The sequence below is a fragment of the Avrilella dinanensis genome (assembly GCF_002807015.1).
GTDB classification, from domain to species: domain Bacteria; phylum Bacteroidota; class Bacteroidia; order Flavobacteriales; family Flavobacteriaceae; genus Flavobacterium; species Flavobacterium dinanensis.
This window is the reverse complement of sequence record NZ_NIPO01000001.1, coordinates 1152285-1173805: the sequence shown is the minus strand read 5'-3', so window position 1 is coordinate 1173805 and position 21521 is coordinate 1152285. Positions and strand designations below refer to the sequence as shown.

22 protein-coding genes, 1 tRNA gene and 2 pseudogenes are annotated in these 21521 nt (G+C 37.3%); 6 read left to right on the top strand and 19 right to left on the bottom strand.

Annotation, left to right across the window (positions count from 1 at the left end; all coding sequences use genetic code 11):
* Positions 1 to 59: 59 nt before the first annotated feature.
* The 5 genes from CDL10_RS05475 to CDL10_RS05455 all read right to left on the bottom strand — a co-directional run bounded on the left by CDL10_RS05475 (position 60) and on the right by CDL10_RS05455 (position 3573).
* Positions 60 to 914 carry a hypothetical protein gene (locus CDL10_RS05475; RefSeq protein ID WP_100677603.1) on the bottom strand — a complete coding sequence of 285 codons (855 nt, stop codon included), beginning with the start codon at positions 912 to 914 and terminating at the stop codon, positions 60 to 62.
* Positions 911 to 1624: a hypothetical protein gene (locus tag CDL10_RS05470; RefSeq protein WP_073221724.1), complete on the bottom strand. Its 714-nt coding sequence runs from the start codon at positions 1622 to 1624 to the stop codon at positions 911 to 913. The genes CDL10_RS05475 and CDL10_RS05470 overlap by 4 nt, the downstream gene beginning before the upstream one ends.
* Before the next feature lie 230 nt (positions 1625 to 1854).
* Positions 1855 to 2280 (bottom strand): SRPBCC domain-containing protein, encoded by a 426-nt coding sequence (locus tag CDL10_RS05465; protein ID WP_100677602.1) that lies wholly within the window; start codon positions 2278 to 2280, stop codon positions 1855 to 1857.
* Between the two features lie 368 nt (positions 2281 to 2648).
* Positions 2649 to 3116: a hypothetical protein gene (locus CDL10_RS05460; RefSeq protein WP_100677601.1), complete on the bottom strand. Its 468-nt coding sequence runs from the start codon at positions 3114 to 3116 to the stop codon at positions 2649 to 2651.
* A gap of 1 nt (position 3117) precedes the next feature.
* On the bottom strand, positions 3118 to 3573 hold the full coding sequence (locus CDL10_RS05455; RefSeq protein ID WP_100677600.1) for a hypothetical protein: 456 nt from the start codon (positions 3571 to 3573) through the stop codon (positions 3118 to 3120).
* A 290-nt stretch (positions 3574 to 3863) separates the two neighbouring features.
* Between CDL10_RS05455 and CDL10_RS05450 the strand changes: the two genes are divergently transcribed.
* Positions 3864 to 4694, top strand: coding sequence for a tyrosine-type recombinase/integrase (locus CDL10_RS05450; protein ID WP_100677599.1), 831 nt, complete (start codon positions 3864 to 3866; stop codon positions 4692 to 4694).
* Between the two features lie 38 nt (positions 4695 to 4732).
* Here the strand turns inward: CDL10_RS05450 and CDL10_RS05445 are convergent, their stop codons facing one another.
* From CDL10_RS05445 to rsfS, 7 genes are all read right to left on the bottom strand, one after another.
* A complete protein-coding gene (locus tag CDL10_RS05445) occupies positions 4733 to 5500 on the bottom strand; it encodes a superoxide dismutase (protein WP_243389295.1) in 768 nt (255 codons plus the stop codon).
* Positions 5497 to 5760, bottom strand: coding sequence for an acyl-CoA-binding protein (locus tag CDL10_RS05440; RefSeq protein ID WP_100677598.1), 264 nt, complete (start codon positions 5758 to 5760; stop codon positions 5497 to 5499). Before CDL10_RS05440 ends, CDL10_RS05445 begins: the two co-directional genes overlap by 4 nt.
* Positions 5761 to 6426, bottom strand: coding sequence for a phosphatidylserine decarboxylase family protein (locus CDL10_RS05435; RefSeq protein ID WP_100677597.1), 666 nt, complete (start codon positions 6424 to 6426; stop codon positions 5761 to 5763).
* Positions 6410 to 7207, bottom strand: a complete 798-nt coding sequence (locus CDL10_RS05430) for a phosphatidate cytidylyltransferase (RefSeq protein ID WP_100677596.1) — start codon at positions 7205 to 7207, stop codon at positions 6410 to 6412. The genes CDL10_RS05435 and CDL10_RS05430 overlap by 17 nt, the downstream gene beginning before the upstream one ends.
* Positions 7207 to 7812, bottom strand: coding sequence for a lactate utilization protein B/C (locus tag CDL10_RS05425; protein ID WP_100677595.1), 606 nt, complete (start codon positions 7810 to 7812; stop codon positions 7207 to 7209). The genes CDL10_RS05430 and CDL10_RS05425 overlap by 1 nt, the downstream gene beginning before the upstream one ends.
* Positions 7813 to 7916: 104 nt before the next feature.
* On the bottom strand, positions 7917 to 9872 hold the full coding sequence (gene ftsH, locus CDL10_RS05420; RefSeq protein ID WP_100677594.1) for an ATP-dependent zinc metalloprotease FtsH: 1956 nt from the start codon (positions 9870 to 9872) through the stop codon (positions 7917 to 7919).
* Between the two features lie 15 nt (positions 9873 to 9887).
* Positions 9888 to 10253: a ribosome silencing factor gene (gene rsfS, locus CDL10_RS05415; RefSeq protein ID WP_100677593.1), complete on the bottom strand. Its 366-nt coding sequence runs from the start codon at positions 10251 to 10253 to the stop codon at positions 9888 to 9890.
* 88 nt (positions 10254 to 10341) lie between these two features.
* Here rsfS and CDL10_RS05410 point away from each other — a divergent pair, with 88 nt between their 5' ends.
* Positions 10342 to 11067 carry a biotin--[acetyl-CoA-carboxylase] ligase gene (locus CDL10_RS05410; protein WP_100677592.1) on the top strand — a complete coding sequence of 242 codons (726 nt, stop codon included), beginning with the start codon at positions 10342 to 10344 and terminating at the stop codon, positions 11065 to 11067.
* 35 nt (positions 11068 to 11102) lie between these two features.
* Here the strand turns inward: CDL10_RS05410 and msrB are convergent, their stop codons facing one another.
* Both msrB and CDL10_RS05400 read right to left on the bottom strand, forming a co-directional pair.
* Positions 11103 to 11486 carry a peptide-methionine (R)-S-oxide reductase MsrB gene (gene msrB, locus CDL10_RS05405; protein ID WP_100677591.1) on the bottom strand — a complete coding sequence of 128 codons (384 nt, stop codon included), beginning with the start codon at positions 11484 to 11486 and terminating at the stop codon, positions 11103 to 11105.
* Positions 11487 to 11568: 82 nt separating this feature from the next.
* Positions 11569 to 12861, bottom strand: a complete 1293-nt coding sequence (locus CDL10_RS05400) for an exo-beta-N-acetylmuramidase NamZ family protein (protein WP_100677590.1) — start codon at positions 12859 to 12861, stop codon at positions 11569 to 11571.
* A 1-nt stretch (position 12862) separates the two neighbouring features.
* Between CDL10_RS05400 and CDL10_RS05395 the strand changes: the two genes are divergently transcribed.
* Positions 12863 to 14098, top strand: a complete 1236-nt coding sequence (locus CDL10_RS05395; RefSeq protein WP_100677589.1) for an ABC transporter permease — start codon at positions 12863 to 12865, stop codon at positions 14096 to 14098.
* 114 nt (positions 14099 to 14212) lie between these two features.
* Here CDL10_RS05395 and CDL10_RS05390 read toward each other — a convergent pair whose 3' ends face one another.
* A complete protein-coding gene (locus tag CDL10_RS05390; protein ID WP_100677588.1) occupies positions 14213 to 15307 on the bottom strand; it encodes an ABC transporter permease in 1095 nt (364 codons plus the stop codon).
* A gap of 3 nt (positions 15308 to 15310) precedes the next feature.
* On the bottom strand, positions 15311 to 17398 hold the full coding sequence (locus tag CDL10_RS05385; RefSeq protein ID WP_100677587.1) for a carboxy terminal-processing peptidase: 2088 nt from the start codon (positions 17396 to 17398) through the stop codon (positions 15311 to 15313).
* A gap of 261 nt (positions 17399 to 17659) precedes the next feature.
* Between CDL10_RS05385 and CDL10_RS11510 the strand changes: the two are divergent.
* Positions 17660 to 17842: pseudogene (locus tag CDL10_RS11510) on the top strand (IS982 family transposase); the annotation flags it as partial.
* A 62-nt stretch (positions 17843 to 17904) separates the two neighbouring features.
* On the opposite strand, the pseudogene CDL10_RS05375 reads toward CDL10_RS11510, so the two are convergent.
* Positions 17905 to 18453: pseudogene (locus tag CDL10_RS05375) on the bottom strand (phage integrase SAM-like domain-containing protein); the annotation flags it as partial.
* Between the two features lie 306 nt (positions 18454 to 18759).
* Positions 18760 to 18834, bottom strand: a tRNA-Pro gene (locus CDL10_RS05370).
* A gap of 139 nt (positions 18835 to 18973) precedes the next feature.
* Here CDL10_RS05370 and trxB point away from each other — a divergent pair.
* Positions 18974 to 19915 (top strand): thioredoxin-disulfide reductase, encoded by a 942-nt coding sequence (trxB, locus tag CDL10_RS05365; RefSeq protein WP_100677586.1) that lies wholly within the window; start codon positions 18974 to 18976, stop codon positions 19913 to 19915.
* A gap of 35 nt (positions 19916 to 19950) precedes the next feature.
* Positions 19951 to 20889, top strand: a complete 939-nt coding sequence (locus CDL10_RS05360; RefSeq protein WP_100677585.1) for an ABC transporter ATP-binding protein — start codon at positions 19951 to 19953, stop codon at positions 20887 to 20889.
* Here the strand turns inward: CDL10_RS05360 and CDL10_RS05355 are convergent, their stop codons facing one another.
* A complete protein-coding gene (locus CDL10_RS05355; protein WP_100677584.1) occupies positions 20890 to 21513 on the bottom strand; it encodes a MarC family protein in 624 nt (207 codons plus the stop codon).
* Between the last annotated feature and the right edge of the window lie 8 nt (positions 21514 to 21521).

Sequence of the window (21521 nt, the reverse complement as noted above, 5' to 3'; positions counted from 1 at the left end):
CCACTTTTGCCAAACGCTTGTTATGTGTTCGCCCTTATTTTTTGTTTGGTTTATGTTATTTATTTTTTCATCTCGTATTCAAATCTTGCAACTTTAAGATGCCATAATTTGAGCGTTTGTCTTGCTTTTAGTTTTTCATTTTCATCACTTACTATAAGTTTGTCCGTAAAGGATTTGATGTATTTGCTCCAACAATTCCCTTTGGAATCGTTCAGTAAAAAATAAAAACCGGCATCCCCAAATTTATTTCCCGATGAATCTAAAATCAGTTCGTTTTTTTCTCCGACAGAAGGTTTCAAAATAACCGTTGCATTTCCTTTTGGCAACGGAAAAATGGCTTTTACGCAAGTAATTCCTGAGGGTAGCAAACAAGTTGTATAAATTCCCGAATAAATAACTTTTCCTGTTGATTGAAATTTTCGCAACCAAATCGTGTATTTTACTTCGTTGGTGTTTTTTGCAACTAATTCAATGATTTCGCTGGTCAGATTTTCAGAGGATTGAATGTTGTTTGTCGGAATATTGAGTTGATTAATTCGCTGACTGAACAATCTATTCACAACATAACCAAATATCTTAAATATCGGATTCCATTTTACATTTAATTGCAGTTTATATTCAGACGTTTTTTCGTAAAAATCAATAACATTTTTCGGTAGTTTTTTAATTTCATTTTCTGATAAATTCAAACTCAAAATGGAATCTAACAATCCTTTGGAATTGGATTTTCTTATTATGGTTAAATCTTCCTTTTCGGCTAATTGATGAATGAATTTTTCTCCAATTCCGCTTACTTCTCCAAAAGTACCAAACAACCACGTGTTTTCAGACGGATTGATTTTTCTTCCACAAATAATAACCCATTGTTGCGTAAACCAATCCTGAAATTTTTGCATTGTATCTGCTAAATTCATATTGGTTCAGTTTGAGTTGGGATATATTTTTTTTGGTCATTCCATTCTCCATATTCTGCAAGTGGTCTGAAACGCAATGTGGTAAACTCAAAATGGAAATCTTTTCTATCACGTTCTTTCATCGCATTGATGTGTCGTTTGGGTTGCGGAGTTTTGCTGTGTCCACGAACCATATCGGTCATTGCTTTTTGTGTTTTCCAAATCGAAAAAGTTGAAATGATATTTGGGTATCGAATAGAAGCCAAAGACAAAGTTGTTCCGTTATCGTCCCGAACTTGTTTTTCAACAGGTCTTCCCCAACGAAGAAATCTCGGAATTTGCGTGTATTTCATTCGAGCGATTGTAACGGCAACTACTGGATTATTTTCATTTTCCAATTCCGTTTCGTGATTGGGGATTTGAAACCCCGAAATTTTCCCCCATTGTCGTAAATATTCCAATCGAATATGCCAACCTTTTGCTATTTGTTTTCCTTTTGGGTTGGATTGTAAAAATTCATCGAGATACTTTTCATTTTCCCATTGAGCGAAAACCACAATTTCTCTGTTAAAAAATCTGGATTTGGAATAGATTGACGAACCTAATACCATTGCGGACATCGTTTCTGCATAAATCAATCCATTTACTTGTTTTGATTTAATTGGTAAATACATCATTCTGAGTGTAGAAATAAAAGATAGTTTTACAAGATGATAAGAAAATACACTCATTTTTTCTGTTGTTCTGTTTATGTACGGTCATTCGTAGGGTGACACATAACGTTTTGGGGCTTGGCGTCAGTGGCGGAAATTGAAGCGAAAAGTTTCAATTTAGCGACACAGTAAGCAAAAGCCAATTTATTGAATAAATTTAAGAAAAAAGTCAATATAATTGGCTTTTTGCGGAATAGAAAGCCGAAACTTTAAATTTTGCCTTAACCCGCCATTGCGCCAAACCCTTGTTACCTGCAGTTTTGTTTTCTTTCAATATAAGATTTCATTGTATTCAACATCGACTTCCAAGCAATTTCAGAATGTTGAAATTCAGCTTCATCTTTTAGGTTTCTAGCTGTCATTTTTAATCGCGTTAAATCTTTGTTTTCCAAAATTAAATCAAAACTGATATTTTGAAAATCATTTGAATTCATTTTATAATAATCATAAGATAAACTTGTAAATTCTACATATTGTTTAATTATAGCATAATCGACTATATTTGAGTTTAAAATTTTAAAGAATATTTTTTCATCTACATTCAATTGATTAAACTCAATATTCATAAAGTCAAAACATTCATTAAACAATTCTTTAGTCGTTAAAACTTTCCAAACTTTTTCGATATTTTGGTTTATCAGAATTTCTAAACTTAATATTTCACTTTTTCTCATTTGTAGTTTCTTTATGAGAGTTATGTTGGTAAAATTGCAGGTAACGGCTCGGGGCTTCACGCAGGTTTCTCGCTTGCGTGAAACCCAAGTTCGAGGACAGTCCCGAAGGGCTGTGCTTGACGTGTGAAGCCCCGAGCCGTAGCGAGGGAAGCCCGAAGGGATTTCCTCGCTACGGGCCGCGTATTGGCGATAGTGGCGGATGAGAAAGCCAAAACTTTCAATTTTGCACTAAGCTAAGTAACAGCCTTTTATTATTTTCTAAATTTATGAAAAAAGGAAATATAAAAGGCTGTTGCGACAAAAAAAGGAAAAACTTTCAATTTCTCCTTTAACCCGCCATTTCGCCAATACGATGTTATGCATAGTGTTTATTTTTCAACAATTTTTTTTGTAAGTTTTCCAAATTCTTGGTCTATAGTTAAAGTTAGTTCATAAATTTCATTGAAGCATTGAATTAGTTTTGTTTCATCATTTCTGGAATTTGTTATTTCGACCACTTTTTGTCTATAGTTATCAATTAATAAATTGAGTTTAGAAGATTCTTCAACTTCTTTTTCATTTTTTAGCTTGAATATTTTTTCAAAGTAAAGATTTAATGAATTAATTATTTCATCAATATTCGTACCTCTTGCAATCTTTTGTCTGTGAGCAATTTTTTTTATTTGCTCTATTGTCGTTGTCGTGTTTTCATTTATGCTTGAAAATTTTATAGCTTTAAATAAGCCAAAAATTTCATCCTTTGTTTTCTTTATGATAGTAGAATATCTATATGTATAAATTGCTGCCCCAATTGACACAATTGAACCTATCAAGCCAATCACCTCGTACCATTTCATACTAAACTAAGCTTAATTCATTTATGTCAAAATCTCTTACTATACTAAAAGCTTCAATTGGACAGTTACCATTTTCAACTAATTTGTCCCAAAATTTTTGGTCAAAGGAACCTCTTAAAAACATATATCTAAAAATTGCAATTAAATGGTATCTTTGAGTTTTTAATGTAGATTTTTCGCCTCTAACAAAAAAATCCTCATATTCGTAAAAGGAATAATATTTTTTATTCAACCATTCTTTATCAGCAAAATCTGTAATTATATCAACTTCTTCTTTTTTAATTGAAAATAGATCTTCATATTGTAAATGAAGTTCTGAAAATTCTAATAAAGGAAACAATGATACATTCCAAGCATATGCATAATCATTAGAAATTAAATTTGAAGTTTCAGGGTTTATTTTGCTTTGTAGAATCTGTATTCTTTGTAAATTAAATAGAGCTTTTTCGATATTCATTTTATTAGTATAGTTTTTTTAACATTATGCATAACGGCTCGGGGCTTCACGCAGGTTTCTCGCTTGCGTGAAACCCAAGTTCGAGGACAGTCCCGAAGGGCTGTGCTTGACGTGTGAAGCCCCGAGCCGTAGCGAGGGAAGCCCGAAGGGATTTCCTCGCTACACACAAATATACGAAACTGTTCCAAATATCCAAATAAAATTCGCATAACCAACCAAATTAAACTTTTTTGCGAATGTTTTATTGTTATTGCGTATAACTTCTGTAAATTAGTTTTTTTATTTGATAAATGGACAAAAAGATAGAGATTTTTAGGCAGCTTCTTGAGATTAAAAGATACAGTGTCAATTCGATAGAAACATATGTTAATGCGTTTCGTCAATTTTTATTACATTTTAAGGGTCAAGATGTAGATGTATTGACCGAACGACAAATCGAACAATATATCAACCAACAAGTGACCGAACGAAAAATTTCGGTTTCCTACCAAAAACAACTCGTAGCTGCTATTAAATTTTGGTATCTTGGGGTTTTGGATAGAAAAATTACTTTGAATTATCTATATCCTGACCGTCCTGAATTTAAAATTCCGGTGGTTTTTTCGCAGCAAGAAATCAAAAAAATGTTAGGCATATGTGAAAACATTAAGCACAAAGCTATTTTGGCAACCATTTATTCCTGTGGTTTACGACTTTCAGAACTCACGAGTCTGATGATTAAAGATGTCGATTCCAAGGCAATGACGGTAACGATTCGGCAGGGCAAAGGGAATCGTGATAGAGTAGTGGTTTTGTCTGAAAAGTTGTTGTTTTTATTGCGTGATTATTTCAAGGAATACAAACCAAAAGAATACCTTTTTGAAGGTCAATCGGGTGGAAAATATTCCGAAAGGAGCGTGCAACAGGTTCTTAAACAAATACTTGCTAAAGCCAATATAAAAACAAAAGGTTCTGTGCATACGTTACGACACAGTTATGCAACGCATTTGATAGAACAGGGCACAGATGTACGCTTTGTACAAGAATTATTAGGTCATAAAAACATAAAAACAACCATGATTTATACCCATTTGACCGATGCTACGAAGAGAAAAATTAAAAGTCCGTTGGATAATTTGTGATGATTTTGAAATAATCATTAGTAAAGCGTGCAATTACTCTAAAACCTACTCAAATCCAGCCTGTAATTCACTTTTTTCCAATCAATCATTTTAAAAAAATCGTCGATGTAGCCTTGCTTGTTGTTTTTGTGCTGCAGGTAATAGGCATGTTCCCACATATCAAGGTTAAACAGCGGAAAACCTTGTTCGGGGTTGCCTACCATTAGTGGATTATCTTCGTTGGGAGTAGTTGTAATGGAAATCGAACCGTTTTTCTTTAAGATAACCCAAACCCAGCCCGAACCGAAAATGCCTTTGGCTTTATTGGAAAATTGGGTTTTGAATTGCTCAAAACTCCCGAAATCACGGCGGATAAGTCCGGCAATGTTTCCGGTTGGTTCGCCGCCTCCTTGAGGTGAAACAATGTCCCAAAACAGGTTATGGTTGTAGTAACCGCCGGCATTGTTTCTCAGAAAATTATTTTCCATATCCGGTGAAGACAATATTTCTTCGATAGATTGAGCTTCCATCGGAGTTCCTTTCACGGCGATATTCAGGTTGTCTGCAAATCTGAGATGAATTTTGGCATAATGTTCTTCTATGGTTTGCGGATTCATACTCGGCATCAAATCGGTGTATTGGTAATTCAGTCCCGGCATTCTGAAAACCCCGTCTTTGGCTTTCACATCAGAGGGTTTGATGCGGCTATATCTGTCCTGATTGCTGTTTATGGCGACAGTCGGCACATCTACTTCGTAGAGATTGTCTTTTTTACCACAACCGACAGCGGTCAGTAATAGAGTAGTGGAAAGTAAAAATATTCTCATAGGTCTAACTGATTAACCAAATCTATATATGCCTTTTTTGCTTCGTCTTTTGTCAGATGTCTGACTTGTTGCCAGGCATTGAATTTGAATGCTCTGACCAAACCGTGTTCTTCTTCGCTTTTGAAATGGTGATGCCCTCCATATGTAGCCTGTTTGTAATAGCCATAAATACGGAGCTTAACGTCCGGAGCCATATCCATATCGGTGTTGGAGGCTCTTTGATAAGCTTGTTTAAATGCTATGTCTAATTGCTCGCTCATTTATTTTTGGGCAATAAGTGTTCGGTTGCCTGTGGCTTTTTGTTTCAGCATGACTTCTACGGGTGTTCCAAGCGGAAGATATAAATCTACTCTCGAACCGAATTTGATAAATCCGGCATCGTCGCCTTGCATCACTCTTTGTCCTTCTTTGGCATAGTTCACGATTCGTTTGGCTAAAGCTCCAGCAATTTGTCTGTACATTACTTCGCCAAACTCCGGATTGTCAATAACAACAGTAGTTCTTTCATTTTCTTCACTCGCTTTTGGGTGCCATGCCACGAGATATTTTCCCGGGTGATATTTGCTGTATTTGACCACGCCATTTAGTGCATAGCGAGTTACGTGCACATTAATCGGCGACATAAAGATAGAAACCATCAGTCGCTTGTCTTTAAAATATTCCGGTTCATACACTTCTTCGATAACGACCACTTTTCCGTCAACGGGTGCCAGAATCGTTTTGTCAGACGGTCGTGTAACTTCCCGGTTCGGATTTCGGAAAAATTGTAAGATTAGTAACAAAAATATCAAGACAGCTACTTGCCCTATTTTTTTTAACCAATAATATTGCTCCGGAACTAAAAAGTCCAGGGCAAAAATAATCGCAACGGCTATGGTTGCACTCACTAAGATAATCTTAGCTCCTTCTTTATGAAACTGAAACATAATTCAAAATTACTTTAAACAAAAATAAGAAAGGTAATGTAAAAATAAAACTATCTAAACGGTCTAAAATTCCGCCATGTCCCGGAATCAGGTTTCCGCTGTCTTTAACGCCGGCTTCCCGTTTGAATTTTGATTCTACCAAATCGCCGATTGTACCGAAAATACTCACTATCAACGCAACGATTATCCATTGATACCACGCAAAAGTATCGATATATTGGGCGATAATAACACCGGCAATCACACAAAACAACAAGCCTCCAAGAAAACCTTCAATGGTTTTTTTTGGCGAAACTTTTTCATAGAGTTTATGTTTGCCGAAACTTTTTCCGAATATATAAGCAAAAGTGTCATTTGTCCATATCAGTATAAAAACAGCCAAAACCATATAAGGATTATAGTCATTGCTGACAAAAGGATATTGTGTTATGGCGATGAACGGTAATAAAATATAACCGGTCAAGGTCAGCCAACCATTGATGTTGAATGCTTTGTTCCGGAATAATAAATATGCCAGATAAATAAGAAACGGAACGGAAAGTAAAATGATATAATGAAGTAAATTGCTGTGATTGAGTAAATAAGCTGATGTTACTAACAAACCTGTATATAAAAAAGCTGGTACTTTAGATATGTCAACTAAGCCTGAGAATTCATTAACGGTGACAAACAGAAGAAGTACGAAAAACAGCTGATAACTTTCGCGTCCGAGCAACGCAGCAAAAACAATCAGGGCTATATATACAATGCCGGATAACGACCGTACTACACTTTCATTCATTACATGTCTTCTAACAATAGTAAATACAGGCTTTTCGGAACACTTCCGTACTGTAAGAAATCATCAGATTTACAGTCTCTGAAATTTTGTAAAGTCGTAATATTCGACGGAATGTCACTACCATAACGGTATTTGATTTTTCGTAAACCGTCACTTTTTGAACGAGTAATCTGGCTGGTTTTTGCTAAAACAACAAAATGATATGGCAAATCAGCCGGTTTGTTTTGTGAAAACTGGATAGAAGAAAACAGTATCGAGCCGTCTTTGGCAATCAGTGATTCACAGCTGCAAAGCATGAATTGCGGGTTGGCAGGATTGTTAAACGGAATTTTGTTGTCTGTTAAATAGTGATGTAAACCCTTTTCAAAGCAGATTGCTTCTTTCTCGAACCAGTCGTTTTCTTCCAATATGCTGATGAAAGTTTCTTCCAAATCATTCACGTCTGAACAATACAGAAATCTACCGCCGTTATGTTTGAATTTTACAGTAAATTCCTCATCTACGGGCAGTTCTTTTTCAGGAAAATACTTGCTCTCCTCCGGGCTGTTACTTTCGCTTTGCCCGGAAGACATTAATTTCCCTAAAACTTTTTTAAAAAAACTCATTCACATTTTTTTAATCCCGGATTGATGAAATCCTAAGGGTCAAATATATAAAAAATCCTTGTTTAAAACGAAATTAAACAAGGATTTTTATATTTGTTAAATTATTATTCTACTGTTGTTTCTGTAGTAGAAATCTCTTCTTCAGTTTGACCGAAAGGTCTTTTCCCGAAGATATTTTCCAAATCTTCTCTGAAGATAACTTCTTTTTCTACCAGCAAGTCTGCCAGCTGTGTCAGCTTGTCTTTGTTGTTGGTAAGTAGTTCTATAGCTCTTTGGTATTGACTTTCAATAAGTTTTGATATTTCTTTGTCAATTTTTTGAGCGGTATCTTCTGAGTATGGTTTAGAAAAATTATACTCACTTTGTCCGCTTGAATCGTAATAGGTAATATTGCCCAATTCGTCATTCAAACCGTAAACGGTAACCATAGCCCGAGCTTGTTTGTTTACTTTTTCCAAATCACTTAAAGCACCGGTCGATATTTTATTGAAAATCACTTTTTCTGCTGCACGTCCGCCCATGGTTGCACACATTTCGTCCAGCATTTGCTCCGTTCTGACAATTTGTCTTTCTTCCGGTAAATACCAGGCGGCACCAAGGCTGATTCCTCTCGGAACGATGGTCACTTTAACCAGCGGTGCGGCGTGTTCCACCAACCAGCTGACAGTTGCGTGTCCGGCTTCGTGGATAGCAATAGCATACTTTTCTTCCGGAGTAATGATTTTGTTTTTCTTTTCCAAACCGCCGACAATTCTATCCACAGCGTCAAGGAAATCTTGCTTGTCCACTTCTTTTTTGCCTTTTCGGGCAGCAGTCAAAGCAGCTTCGTTACAAACGTTGGCAATATCCGCACCAGAGAATCCGGGGGTTTGCTTAGACAGAAAATCAATATTCAGGTCAGTACTGGTTTTGATTTTTTTCAAATGTACTTCAAATATCTGTTTACGCTCTCTTACGTCTGGTAAATCCACATGAATCTGACGATCAAAACGTCCGGCTCTCATCAAGGCTTTGTCTAATATTTCAGCCCGGTTGGTCGCTGCCAACACAATAACATTGGTGTTGGAGCCAAAACCGTCCATTTCTGTGAGTAGTTGATTCAATGTGTTTTCTCGTTCGTCATTTGAGCCTGAAAAATTTGATTTTCCTCTTGCTCGTCCAATCGCATCAATTTCGTCAATGAAAATGATGGCAGGTGATTTTTCTTTTGCTTGTTTGAACAAATCTCTTACTCTCGACGCACCAACTCCGACAAACATTTCCACGAAGTCTGAACCGGATAGCGAAAAGAAAGGTACTTTGGCTTCGCCGGCAACAGCTTTTGCTAAAAGTGTTTTACCGGTTCCAGGAGGACCGACAAGCAACGCTCCTTTAGGGATTTTACCACCAATGGAAGTATATTTTTCCGGATTTTTCAGAAACTCTACGATTTCTTGTATTTCTTCTTTGGCACCCTCCAATCCGGCTACGTCATCGAAGGTTATTTTAACGTTGTTTTTTTCGTCAAAAAGCTTGGCTCGTGATTTTCCGATACTGAATATCTGACCGCCACCGCCGCCACCGCTTCCGCCGGCTCCGCCCATCATTCTTCTCATCATATATATCCAGAAAAAGATGATAAGAATCATTGGTAGGAAGTTGATGAGAAGTGCTCCCCAGTTGCTTTCCGGTTCTGATTTGAATTCCTTAATCACACCTTTTTGCTGAGCTTCTTCGAGTTTTTTCTGAAACAATTCCCCATTTCCGACATTGACTATATAGTTCTCTTTTTTCGTAGAATTAAAACGGTCTGCGAAGCTGGTCGGTGTAGTGTTAGATTTGTGTTCTTCTGATTTTGAAGCTTCTTCGGTAAGATAGATTTTGGCTGTCTCCCGATTAAAAGTTACTTTCTCTATTTGTCCTTGGTCGAGATATTCATAGAATTTAGATAAAGAAATATCTTTTGCTTCGCCAAATCCACCACCACCTGACATGTAGCTGAATCCGAAAATCAACAGGATAATGCCAAGGTACATTATCCAGGGGTTATATCTGGGTTTATTATTTTTTATTGCTGACATATTTTTCTTAATATATTAACTGTTAGACACATGAAGCGTTTTTGCATCTCCCCACAAATCCTCAATATTGTAAAATTCACGTGTTTCTTTCTGGAAAATGTGTACTACCACGCTGATGTAATCCATCAAAATCCAGGTAGCTTGTTCCGCACCTTCGATGTGCCATGGTTTTTCATGCATTTCTTTGGATACGGTTTTCTGAATCGAGCCTGAAATGGCATTAACCTGTGTATTGGAATTTCCGTCGCAAATCACGAAGTAATCACAGGGTGTATTGTCTATTTCTCTCAAATCGAGTAGGGTAATATTTTCTCCCTTTACATTTTCTATTCCTTCGATGATAAGGGATAACAGTTTGTCGTTGTCTAATTTTTGTGTCATTGAAATATTTTATGCGAATCAAATGCAAATGTATTAAATCTATAGTAAATTAAGGCTTAAATTTGCAACTGATACTTAAATTTTATAGATGAATATAATCAAACTCAATGCCATTCCGTCCACCAACGATTATTTAAAACAATTATCGAAAGAATATCCTCTGCTTGATTTTACGGTAGTGGTTGCCGAAAATCAAACACAAGGCAAAGGACAAATGGGCGAGGTGTGGCAGTCTGAAAATGGTAAGAGCTTGTTGTTTAGTGTTTTAGTTAAATGTGAGAATGTGGATACGTCTTCACTTTTTCTGTTGAATGCACTAACTGCGTTGTCGGTTATCAATGCTTTTGAATCGTATAAAATGAACGGATTATCAATAAAATGGCCAAACGACATTTTGTCATACAATAAAAAAATCGGTGGCATATTAATCGAAAACATGTTTAAATCGTCAGGCGAAATACATGCTGTTGTCGGAATTGGGTTGAATTTCTACCAAACCGATTTTGGACATTTGCCACAGGCTTCGTCGGTGTATCACGCTTATGGAAAAATGATTGACCGGGAAGAAGTGATGATTAAAATTGTAGAATATATCCAAAAAAACATACCGAAACTAATTGATAAAGCTGATTTTTGGTGGGAAAAATATCACGATAAATTGTACAAAAAAGACATTCCTAATCTTTTTCAAAAAGACGGAAAAACGTTTACGGGAATTATCCGCAACGTTACCCGCGACGGTTTTTTACAGCTCGAAGATGAATCCGGCAACACACAAACTTACGGACTGAAAGAAATAAAAATGGTGTATTGATTTTGCCGAACTATTTTATGTTGAAAACTCAAACATTATCTGATTTTTTCAATAAACGTCAAAGCCACAGAGTTCATACAATACCGTTGCCCTGTGGTATCCTTCGGACCATCGTCAAAGACATGCCCGAGATGCCCGCCGCACCCGGCACAGGTAACTTCGGTGCGAATCATTCCGTAGGATAAATCCCGATGATAAACCACCGAACCTTCGATAGCCTGATCAAAAGAAGGCCAGCCGCAGCCTGAATTAAATTTAGTGTCTGAGCGAAAAAGCGGATTTCCGCAAGCTGCACAAGCATAATATCCTTCCTCAAAAAAGTCGTTATATTTACCAGAAAAAGGTCTTTCCGTTCCTTTTTCCCGAAGAATGTGATATTGCTCAGGTGTGAGTTTTTCTTTCCAGTTTTGATTGTTCATGTGAAAATAAATTTGATTTTTGATTTTGATTGCTGAAAACTATTGGCTTTTGCCTTTTGGCTAATTTACTATTTCAAATTTACTATTCATAAAGCAAATATTTCTTTCTGATTTCTTTGAATTTTTCCAAATCTTTTTCCCACGTTTTACGGATTTCGGTTTCGGATAATCCTTGTTCTATCTGCTTTTGCAGTTTTTTTGTTCCTGCTAATTTCATAAAGAAATTATTGAAAAACTTTGATTTATCAGCGGTGTTTTGGTAGGCTTTCAATAACCATTTCAATGATAAGCCACCGATAAATTCATGCTGCGATAAATCTTCTCCATAACACAGTTTTCCGTTGTGCATCGGGTCTTTAGCTCCTTCGTTGGGTTGTGGCGTAAAAGTAAAGTTCGTATTCTTTATAGAAGGAGAACCATAAATCTGAAATTGTTTGTCGGTTCCACGACCTACACTTACGTTTGTTCCTTCAAAAAAGCAAAGACTCGTGTAAAGATTAATAGCTAAATCATTTGGTAAATTCGGCGATGGTTTAACAGGTAGAGAATAGGATTTGTTTTTGTCGTAATTCTCGCATTTAATTACTGTTAAGTCACACTGTGTACCATTTTTTAACCATTTTTCGCCGTTTATCATTTGAGCATACTCTCCGATTGTCATTCCGTGCAAAACAGGGATTGGGTGCATTCCGACAAAACTTTTGTTTTCCATTTCTAAAGTTGGTCCGTCAACCACTGAGCCTTTTGGATTCGGGCGATCCAAAACAATCAACGGAATATTATTCTCTGCACAAGCCTCCATCAGATAATGCAACGAAGAAATATACGTATAAAACCTCGCACCGACGTCCTGCAAATCGAAAACCATTACATCAATTCCCTGCAATTGTTCTTTGGTAGGTTTTTTGTTGTTTCCGTAAAGCGAAATAATTGGTAAACCGGTTTTGGTATCTTTTCCGTCTTTAATCAGTTCTCCTGCGTCGGCGGTTCCTCTAAATCCGTGTTCAGGAGCAAAGATTTTTTGGACGTTGATGTTTTTTTCGATTAAGAAATCTATGATGCTATATGTTACTTTTTCCATTGCCGTTTCTGTTTCATCTCCACAACCATTTTGAGAACGACTTATTGCTTTTCCAGATTCCCACAGCTCAATTACCCCCGTTTGATTGGTTAAAACACCCACTTTTTTGTCCTTTAATAAAGGAAGATATTGGGCAGTTTGTTCTGCACCGGTTTGTATTTCGGTTTCATAGCCATTTGACTTTTGACTTTCGACTTTCGACTTATTTTGAGCATTACAAACAAAGTTTAAAGCAGTAAATAGTGTTACAGCAAAAAATAATACCGTATTTTTGAAAATAATTTTAGTTGTCATTGTGAATGTATCCTATTTTATTGCTAAACGATTAGCTGTTTCTAAAAAGTATAAAAGTAGTGTTTCTGCACCAATTATCAAAATTGCGGTGGTTGCGGTGGCAATCAGTGTTATCATGATGCTGGTTGCGGTGGCTACCGGGGTAGGTATGCAGCACGTTATCCGTGATAAAATATCTGCGTTTGGCGGGCATATTGTCGTTTCGCCATTTGACAATAACGATTCCGGAATTACTATTGAGCCGTTTTCGTTAGATGACGATTTGGTGCAAACCATTACATCTGACAGGGAAGTAAAATCGATACAACCGATTGCGACCAAAGCTGGAATTATCCGTACCGAAGAAACTTTTGAGGGCGTCTTGTACAAAGGTGTTTCTGCCGATTATGATTTCAGTTCGATTGCGTCTTATCTTGTTTCGGGCAAAGTGCCTGAATTTGGCGAAGAAATATCTAATCAAATTGTGATTTCTCAATATCTGGCAAATCGTTTGCAGGTAAAAACCGGCGATAAATTATCTACTTATTTTCTGAAAAACGACCATCAGTCAGCACCCAATGCACGAGGTTTTGAAGTAGTTGGTATTTATCAGTCTGATTTTAAAGAGTTTGATGAAACCTATGTGATTGGCGATTTGCGTCAGGTGCAAAGACTGAATAAATGGAGGAACGATGAAGCGGGAGCTTATGAAATCAGCCTGCATAATATTGACCACCTGAGTCCGGTAACCATGCAGATATATCAGATGTTGCCACCCGATGTGAATGCCACATCAATCAGTGAACAGTTTTATAATATTTTTAGCTGGCTGGAATTGTTTGATTTCAATATGCAGATTATCATCGGAATCATGATTATCGTGTCGGTTATTAATATGATAGTCGCTTTGCTGGTACTGATTTTGGAACGTTCGCAGATGATTGGAATCCTGAAAGCTTTGGGGGCAGACAACTGGGCAGTCCGAAAAATATTTCTATACAATGCTACCCGAATTGTGCTGAGAGGACTTTTCTGGGGCAACCTGATAGGCGTAGGCTTATTGCTTATTCAAAAATATTTTAATATTATTAAGCTTGATGCAAGCCAGTATTATGTGGAATCAGCTCCGGTTTATCTCAATTTGTGGCACATTCTAGCTATCAATATAGCTGTGATTGCTATTTGTTATTTGGTGCTGATTATTCCGTCATATCTGGTAGCGAAAATTTCGCCGGTAAAAGTGATTAAATTTCAGTAGGGAAGAAGAAAGAGTAAAGAAACAAGAAGAAAGACAACAATCAAATGAATCTATATTAATGATGAAGAATCAAGTTTTGTAGCCTAAAGCTGAAATAAAGCCTATGTCTAAAGTTTACCTCTTCACGTCTAAAGCATCACGCAAAGCATTGCCAATCATCATAAAAGAAACGACCAGCAGTACCATAGCAGTTCCTGGAATCAATGCGAGGTAAGCCTTTCCGAGAATGATGTAATTGTAATGCTCTTTAATCATTCCACCCCAGCTCGGGATAGGTACCTGAGCACCCAGACCTAAGAAACTCAGTCCGCTTTCAATCAATATGGCAGAGGCGAAATTGGCCGCGGAAATCACAATAACAGGTGCCCAGCTGTTGGGTAAAATGTGCCTGAATATGATTCTTGCGTCAGAAAATCCCAATGCCCGAGCAGCAGTGATATACTGAGCTTGTTTGAGGCTCATCACTTGTCCGCGGACAATACGGGCGACTTCTACCCACATCGTCAGTCCGACGGCGATGAAAACCTGCCAGAAGCCTTTGCCTAATGCCAGTGTGATGGCAATAACCAGCAGCAGAGTAGGGATAGACCATACCACATTAATCAGCCAAAGGATAAAAGTATCAATTTTTCCGCCAAAATACCCGGCAATTGCACCAAGCGTCACACCAACAATGATAGAAATAAAAACAGCTACAAACCCGATAGTTAGTGAAACCCGTGTTCCGATAAGCAAACGGCTCAGATAATCTCTACCTTGATTGTCGGTACCCAGCCAAAATTTTTTCTCTTTGATATGTTTTTCTTCAACGGTTTTACTGTCTGTGTGAAAAGCAACTATCGGCATTGATTTTTCCTGTGCCAGTTGTGGATCTTCATTGTATTGATGATAAAATAAAGTGTCGTTTTGAATATGATAATCCAGAATAGGAATATGCTGCGTGTTGATTGCCGAACCGGTCAACCAATCAGTAAAACTGTGGTTGTTGTTGATTGGTACTTCGATTATTTTTACTGTAAATCCTGGTGCCTTTGTTCGGATAGATACATCGCCGTTATTAGCATTTTTTGTAGCATCTGGTGCGATTACATAAGCAAACACACTGATTAGCATTAAAAAAATAATAAACCAAAAACTGAAAACACCCCAAAAATTCTTTTTGAATTTTTGGAGTGCTATCCCGAATTGAGATTCAGCTTGGTTTGTCATCGCTTAAGAGGCTTTTTTTAAGTCATTTAGCACGTTTACAGCTTCTTCGATATACAAATCTTCCTGCATATTTTCGTGCCATACCTCTCTTTTCGATTTCAAGACAGTATCCTGTTCAAACAAAGAAACTTCTGAAGGTAAGGATTTAAAAACCAATTGGTTTTTGTATTTTTTCAGACTTTCGTATTCCTTGGATTTTTCCTCTATTTTTTCAGCTTTTTGCTTAAATTCTTCCATATTCAATGAAAAAACTTTGTCGTTCTGACGTTCATTAATCCATTGGGCATTGCTGTCAATCAATCTGAAATTCTCATTGTTCCGGATTCTTTCTTGACTTTCACGAATTACCTGTTCAAAGTGATGTGGCAGCTTTTTGTATGAAGCCGGCTTGATTTTGTCCCAAGGCATTGCGTTATCATAATCTCTTTCGCCTGTGTCGATATACGAAAATCTGTCCGGTAAAATGATATCGCTTTCCACACCTTTCAGCTGTGTTGAACCACCGTTAATACGGTAAAATTTCTGTGAAGTAAATTTCAATGCTCCCAAATCAATATCATTTTTCTGAATCAAATCGTTCAGCACGAAATAATTTTGTACGGTTCCTTTGCCGAAAGTATGTTTTGACCCCAAAACAAGTCCGCGGTTGTAATCCTGTATGGCAGCGGCAAATATTTCAGATGCCGATGCGGAATAATTATTGACCAAAACCACCAAAGGTCCTGTCCAGATAGTTTTGATGCCATAATTTTCCAACGCCTGAGACTGTCCTTTGGAATTTTTTACTTGTACAACCGGACCGTTTTTCACAAAAAGACCGACCATGTCCACGACTGTTTTCAACGAGCCGCCACCGTTGTTTCTCAAATCCATAATGATACCTTCAACGTCTTGTTCTTTGAGGAGTTCAACCTCTTTCTGCACATCGGTAAAAGCGTTTCTGTACTCATTGCTTTCGTCGCTGACATAAAATTTAGGCAGGTTAATCAAGCCATACTTCCCGTTTTCTGTTTCAATAATTGTTGATTTGGCAAAAGTTTCCTGAATTTCAAAACGGTCTCTGATAATAGAAATAATTTTGATGCTTCCGTCCACTTTTTTTACAGTGAGTTTTACTTCGGTTCCTTTTTTACCTTTAATCATTTTAACTACTTTCGTTAACCGCATTCCGGTAATATCCACGGCTTCTTCACTGCCTTGGGCAACTTTTAGTACCAGGTCGCCGTTTTCGAGTTCTTTTCCTCTCCAGGCAGGACCTCCGGGCAGCACTTCAGTGATTTCTACATAATCATCTTTTTTTCTTAATGTCGCTCCGATACCTTCCATAGAACCTGACATACTTTCATCAAATTTTTCCTTGTTGTCGGGCGAAAGATAATTGGTGTGCGGGTCAAATTGTTCAACGATGCAGTTCAGGTAAATTCCTAACCATTCTTCACGACTGATATCAAGCATTGCGTCAAAAAATTCGTCTAAAGATTTTTTGGCACTTTCGCGACTTTCCTTTTCGATTTCCTCGAAAGTTTTGTTTTTTTCCTTATCATCGTCGTCAAGCTCTTTCTGTATGCTGAGTTTGTTGTTGATTGACGACAAAACAGTGTATTTCAGCTGAATTTTCCAACGTTCTTTCAGCTCTTCTGTAGTGGTCACATAAGGTTGTTTTTCATAGTCAGTGTCTATACTTTCGTTGGTAGAAAAGTCAAAAGGCTTGTCTAGAATTTCTTCATAAAAACCTTGTACCTCTTTCATTCTCTGCTGATGCAGGTTATAGCTCATATCAAAAAAACTGAATGATTTTTCTTTAATTAAATCATCAATTTGGTGCTCAAACTGATTCATCAAATCGACATCTTCCTGCAAAAAGAAACGCTTGCTGCCATCAAGTGCATCGAGATAATTCTTATAAACTTTGCCGGAAAATTCATCGTTTACATCAGCCGGGTCGTAATGCCCGTTTTGGATAATAAACGAAATCAACTCCATCAGCATGGATTCTTTTTCGGGATCCGGTGTGTTCTTTTTAGCCATGAAACTGCATGATGCCGCAGCTAGAAAAACAACGAACAAAAGTATTTTATAGTTCCTCTTCATAAGTATAAATTCAAGTTGAATTGAAATAAAGAACTAAAGTAGTTAAAAAAATATTCTCAGGCGGTGCAATGCCGGATAAAATTTTGTTAAACGCTGAAAACAGTGAGAAAGAAAGAAAATCCCTCGCAAAATAGCGAGGGATTGGTCAATGATTATTTCTTAACCCGTTGGGTGTAATTATTTTTAGGAAAATATATTGATTAGATATTGGTCAAGATACTGAAAAACAGTATCTTGAAGTCGCCAAACAAACCAATATCCATGTCAAATATAGTAAAAAAATATTTTAGAGTTTTAGAAGTTATAAGTTCTTTGAATTGTAAATTAGACTATAAATCAAAGGTTGGTAGAAAACAAAAAATGTCTGATTTAGAAGTAGTTGCATTGAGTTTAACAGCAGAATTTATGTCTATTGATAGTGAGAATTCTTTGTTTAAAGAGATTGACAACNTAATAGCCATATTAACGAGTTTTTTCAACCGTTCCAAATGCTTCATCACACCATTATTATTCATTGGTCTTTGATGATCTGTAGGTTTATGGTTGTGCAAAAAGTTTTCAAAATCCAGCATAAACTTATAATTCAGTTTCTCAAGATAAATATCTTCTTTTTTGTAATGTTTTCTGATAAACTTTTTCAGATACGACACAGTAGTAGTATAATTTTTCAATGTACCCGGAGCAAGTCTTCCAGTTTCAACCTGCTTATGATATTCCGAAAGTTTTATTAAAGTCATTCCTTCCTTTTTATCTTCGCCGAGATACAATGATTTAACAGCTTCCACGGTTATCTCTTGTCGCTGTTGAATTAATTGATGATAACAATCGGTAATCAGCGAACGAACTCGTTCAATATGATTGTTGAGCTTGATAACATCTTCCCGTTTACCTTTTGCTTTGCCTTTTACTTCATCCCAATTTTTGGGTAAGACTTTAGCTTTCAGGGAAATTTCTGACCTGCGACCATTTACCGTAATACGAGCGTAAACGGAATACTTTTCATTTTTCTGTTGTTTGGGTACTCTGATGATAAATTGAATCCCAAAAGTGTTCATTCTCTTCATATCCATTCATTTTGTGTTTAACTGTTTCTCTTTGGTACAGTTCTCTCGTTGCAACTATTAATTGCTCACAAAAAAGAAGTTAAATAGTGATAAAAAGCATTAAAATAAATGATGTAATATTTTGATATACATTTACTTATATGCTTTTCTGTGAGTAAATTTATAACATAAAAAAGACTCACCGAATAGCTCACGTTTAGATTGATATAAATTGGGATATTTTGATATGAAATAAAACAAAAAACCCGCAAATCCATAGAATTTGCGGGTTTCTGACGCCACTTAGTGTAAGTGTTGTCGGGGTGGCAGGATTCGAACCTGCGACCTCCTGGTCCCAAACCAGGCGCGATGACCGGGCTACGCTACACCCCGTGAACTTTTGAGAGTGCAAATGTAGATGAAAAAAATAACTTTGCAAATATTTTTCTGTTTTTTGTATCAATAATTTTTAAGTTGATGAATTAACCGTAAATTTGCTATCCTAAAAATTACACTTTTTTATAAATAAAATATGAGTATAGAACACGTAAAATGCCTGATTATAGGCTCAGGACCTGCGGGATACACCGCCGCCATATATGCTGCCAGAGCAAACATGAACCCGGTATTATATCAGGGAATCCAGCCTGGTGGACAGTTAACCACAACCAATGAAGTAGAAAATTTTCCAGGATATCCTGACGGTGTAACCGGACCGGAAATGATGGTACAACTACAAGCTCAGGCAAAAAGATTCAACACAGACGTTCGCGATGGCTGGGCAACCAAAGTTGATTTTTCCGCACCCGTGAAAAAAGTTTGGATTAACGATACTATCGAAATTCATGCCGACACCGTCATCATCAGTACCGGAGCAACGGCAAAGTATTTAGGTTTGGAATCGGAACAACATTATCTGGCACAAGGCGGGGGAGTTTCTGCCTGTGCGGTATGTGACGGTTTCTTTTACCGCAACCAAGATGTAGTGATTGTCGGAGCCGGAGACAGTGCCTGTGAAGAGGCTCATTATCTTTCTCATCTGTGTAATAAAGTAACCATGCTTGTGCGTTCAGAGCAATTCAGAGCGTCGAAAATCATGGAGGAACGTGTGAGAAAAACACCGAATATCGAAATCTTGATGAATACCGAAACTTTAGAAATCTTAGGCGATGGTCAGGTGGTAAACGGTGTAAAAGTAATTGACAAGACAAACAATGAAGAAAAAACGATTCCGGCTACCGGATTTTTCGTTGCTATCGGACATACACCAAACACGGAAATATTCAAAGATTTCGTGGAAACAGACGAAGCCGGATACATCATCACTAAAGGCAAGTCTTCCAAAACAAATGTTGCCGGGGTTTTTGCCTGTGGCGACGTACAAGACAGCGAATACCGACAAGCGGTCACGGCAGCTGGCTCGGGTTGTATTGCAGCACTGGACGCTGAAAGATACTTGGCAAGTATTTCCTAAATCATCAGACAGCTTCGGCTGTCTTTCTTTTTATTATGCTACAAGTCAATAATTTATCTTTTCGATATGAACAGAAAACCGTTCTCCGACAGCTTGATTTTTCGGTCAAATCCGGGAAATCTATGGCTGTTATGGGCAAAAGCGGGAGCGGAAAATCCACATTAATCAAACTATTGTATGGCTTGTTAGACGCCGACAATGGCTCAATTTTCTGGAAAGATATAAAAATTCTCGGTCCTGCTTATCATTTGGTTCCGGGAATGGATTTTATGAAATATGTAGCTCAGGATTTTGACCTCATGCCCTACACTACTCTACAGGAAAATATCGGGCATTTTTTGTCTAATTTTGATTTACGATATAAAAAAGAAAAAGTTGACGAACTTATTGAACTGGTTGGATTAACCGGCTTTGCGACCCGGAAAGTTTCGACACTAAGCGGCGGGCAGATGCAACGGGTTGCTCTAGCGAAAGCATTGGCCAGCCAGCCGGAGGTTTTGCTTTTGGACGAACCTTTCAGTCATTTGGATTACCCGCATAAAATTGAGCTGAGCAGAGCCATTTTTAAGTTTGCCAAAAAAAATAAGATTACGGTTATTTTTGCTACACATATACCGGAAGAAGCCTTGCAATTTGCCGATGATATATTGGTTTTGCATGAAGGAAAAATGATTTTTAACGGAACTTCCACTGAGGCTTACTACACCAAAAAGGACATTCGAGTTGCTCAATTATTCGGCGAAATCAATCAGCTTTCTTCAGCAATAACTCAAAAATTAAACGTGACAGAAAATCTGTTCAGACCTCATGAGCTAATTATTTCCGACAACAACGGAGTGTTGGCAACCGTTTCCGAATCTTATTTTATGGGCGATAGCTATTGGATTGAATTGCTTTGCGGAAGTCAAACTATATACGTAAAAAGTTCTTCAAAGATTGCTTCAGGCGAAAAGGTTTTCTTTACTGTCAAGTGATTATTCTATCTTAAAGATAATCAACAGCGAATTAATGATATACTGAATTCCGATTGCCATAACCAAAAATCCGACAATACGAGAAACAGCCACAATCCCTGACGCACCGAGTAATTGAGAAATGTAATTACTGCTTCTGAGCACAATAAAAATAGACAAGCAAGAAACCAATATAGCCGAAATAATGATAACTTTATCCAAATAGCCCGGATAATCCTGATACATCGCTATCAGCAAAGACATCGCTCCCGGTCCTGCCATCATCGGGATTGCCAAAGGCGTTAGTGAAACATCAGAACGGTGTTGGGCATCTGAAGTTACTTTTTTACTTACTCCGCGTTGTTTTCCGGTTGCCCCCATCAATAATCCGTATGCCGACATACAGATAATCAATCCTCCGGCAATTCTAAGTACATCTATCGAAATACCGAAAAAATTCAGGATATACCTGCCTGCAAAAAAAGAAACAATCAGGATAATCAACACATTAATTGAAGTCCAGAGAGCTGTTCTTTTTTTACTCCGTTTGCTGTCGTTTTGCGTCAGACTGAGGAAAATAGGCACTGAACCGATTGGATTCATTACCGAAAATAACGCACCGAAAGTAAAAATGAACAAGTCCATAACTGCTG

What these genes read in the sequence shown, in the direction of transcription:
- ftsH (WP_100677594.1), bottom strand. Translation starts at nt 9,872, where the DNA reads ATGTCAGCAATAAAAAATAATAAACCCAGATATAACCCCTGGATAATG.
- CDL10_RS05455 (WP_100677600.1), bottom strand. Translation starts at nt 3,573, where the DNA reads ATGAATATCGAAAAAGCTCTATTTAATTTACAAAGAATACAGATTCTA.
- CDL10_RS05450 (WP_100677599.1), top strand. Translation starts at nt 3,864, where the DNA reads ATGGACAAAAAGATAGAGATTTTTAGGCAGCTTCTTGAGATTAAAAGA.
- CDL10_RS05460 (WP_100677601.1), bottom strand. Translation starts at nt 3,116, where the DNA reads ATGAAATGGTACGAGGTGATTGGCTTGATAGGTTCAATTGTGTCAATT.
- CDL10_RS05475 (WP_100677603.1), bottom strand. Translation starts at nt 914, where the DNA reads ATGAATTTAGCAGATACAATGCAAAAATTTCAGGATTGGTTTACGCAA.
- trxB (WP_100677586.1), top strand. Translation starts at nt 18,974, where the DNA reads ATGAGTATAGAACACGTAAAATGCCTGATTATAGGCTCAGGACCTGCG.
- CDL10_RS05425 (WP_100677595.1), bottom strand. Translation starts at nt 7,812, where the DNA reads ATGAGTTTTTTTAAAAAAGTTTTAGGGAAATTAATGTCTTCCGGGCAA.
- CDL10_RS05445 (WP_243389295.1), bottom strand. Translation starts at nt 5,500, where the DNA reads ATGAGAATATTTTTACTTTCCACTACTCTATTACTGACCGCTGTCGGT.
- CDL10_RS05400 (WP_100677590.1), bottom strand. Translation starts at nt 12,861, where the DNA reads ATGACAACTAAAATTATTTTCAAAAATACGGTATTATTTTTTGCTGTA.
- CDL10_RS05440 (WP_100677598.1), bottom strand. Translation starts at nt 5,760, where the DNA reads ATGAGCGAGCAATTAGACATAGCATTTAAACAAGCTTATCAAAGAGCC.
- CDL10_RS05355 (WP_100677584.1), bottom strand. Translation starts at nt 21,513, where the DNA reads ATGGACTTGTTCATTTTTACTTTCGGTGCGTTATTTTCGGTAATGAAT.
- CDL10_RS05410 (WP_100677592.1), top strand. Translation starts at nt 10,342, where the DNA reads ATGAATATAATCAAACTCAATGCCATTCCGTCCACCAACGATTATTTA.
- CDL10_RS05435 (WP_100677597.1), bottom strand. Translation starts at nt 6,426, where the DNA reads ATGTTTCAGTTTCATAAAGAAGGAGCTAAGATTATCTTAGTGAGTGCA.
- CDL10_RS05390 (WP_100677588.1), bottom strand. Translation starts at nt 15,307, where the DNA reads ATGACAAACCAAGCTGAATCTCAATTCGGGATAGCACTCCAAAAATTC.
- msrB (WP_100677591.1), bottom strand. Translation starts at nt 11,486, where the DNA reads ATGAACAATCAAAACTGGAAAGAAAAACTCACACCTGAGCAATATCAC.
- CDL10_RS05385 (WP_100677587.1), bottom strand. Translation starts at nt 17,398, where the DNA reads ATGAAGAGGAACTATAAAATACTTTTGTTCGTTGTTTTTCTAGCTGCG.
- CDL10_RS05465 (WP_100677602.1), bottom strand. Translation starts at nt 2,280, where the DNA reads ATGAGAAAAAGTGAAATATTAAGTTTAGAAATTCTGATAAACCAAAAT.
- CDL10_RS05360 (WP_100677585.1), top strand. Translation starts at nt 19,951, where the DNA reads ATGCTACAAGTCAATAATTTATCTTTTCGATATGAACAGAAAACCGTT.
- CDL10_RS05470 (WP_073221724.1), bottom strand. Translation starts at nt 1,624, where the DNA reads ATGAGTGTATTTTCTTATCATCTTGTAAAACTATCTTTTATTTCTACA.
- rsfS (WP_100677593.1), bottom strand. Translation starts at nt 10,253, where the DNA reads ATGACACAAAAATTAGACAACGACAAACTGTTATCCCTTATCATCGAA.
- CDL10_RS05430 (WP_100677596.1), bottom strand. Translation starts at nt 7,207, where the DNA reads ATGAATGAAAGTGTAGTACGGTCGTTATCCGGCATTGTATATATAGCC.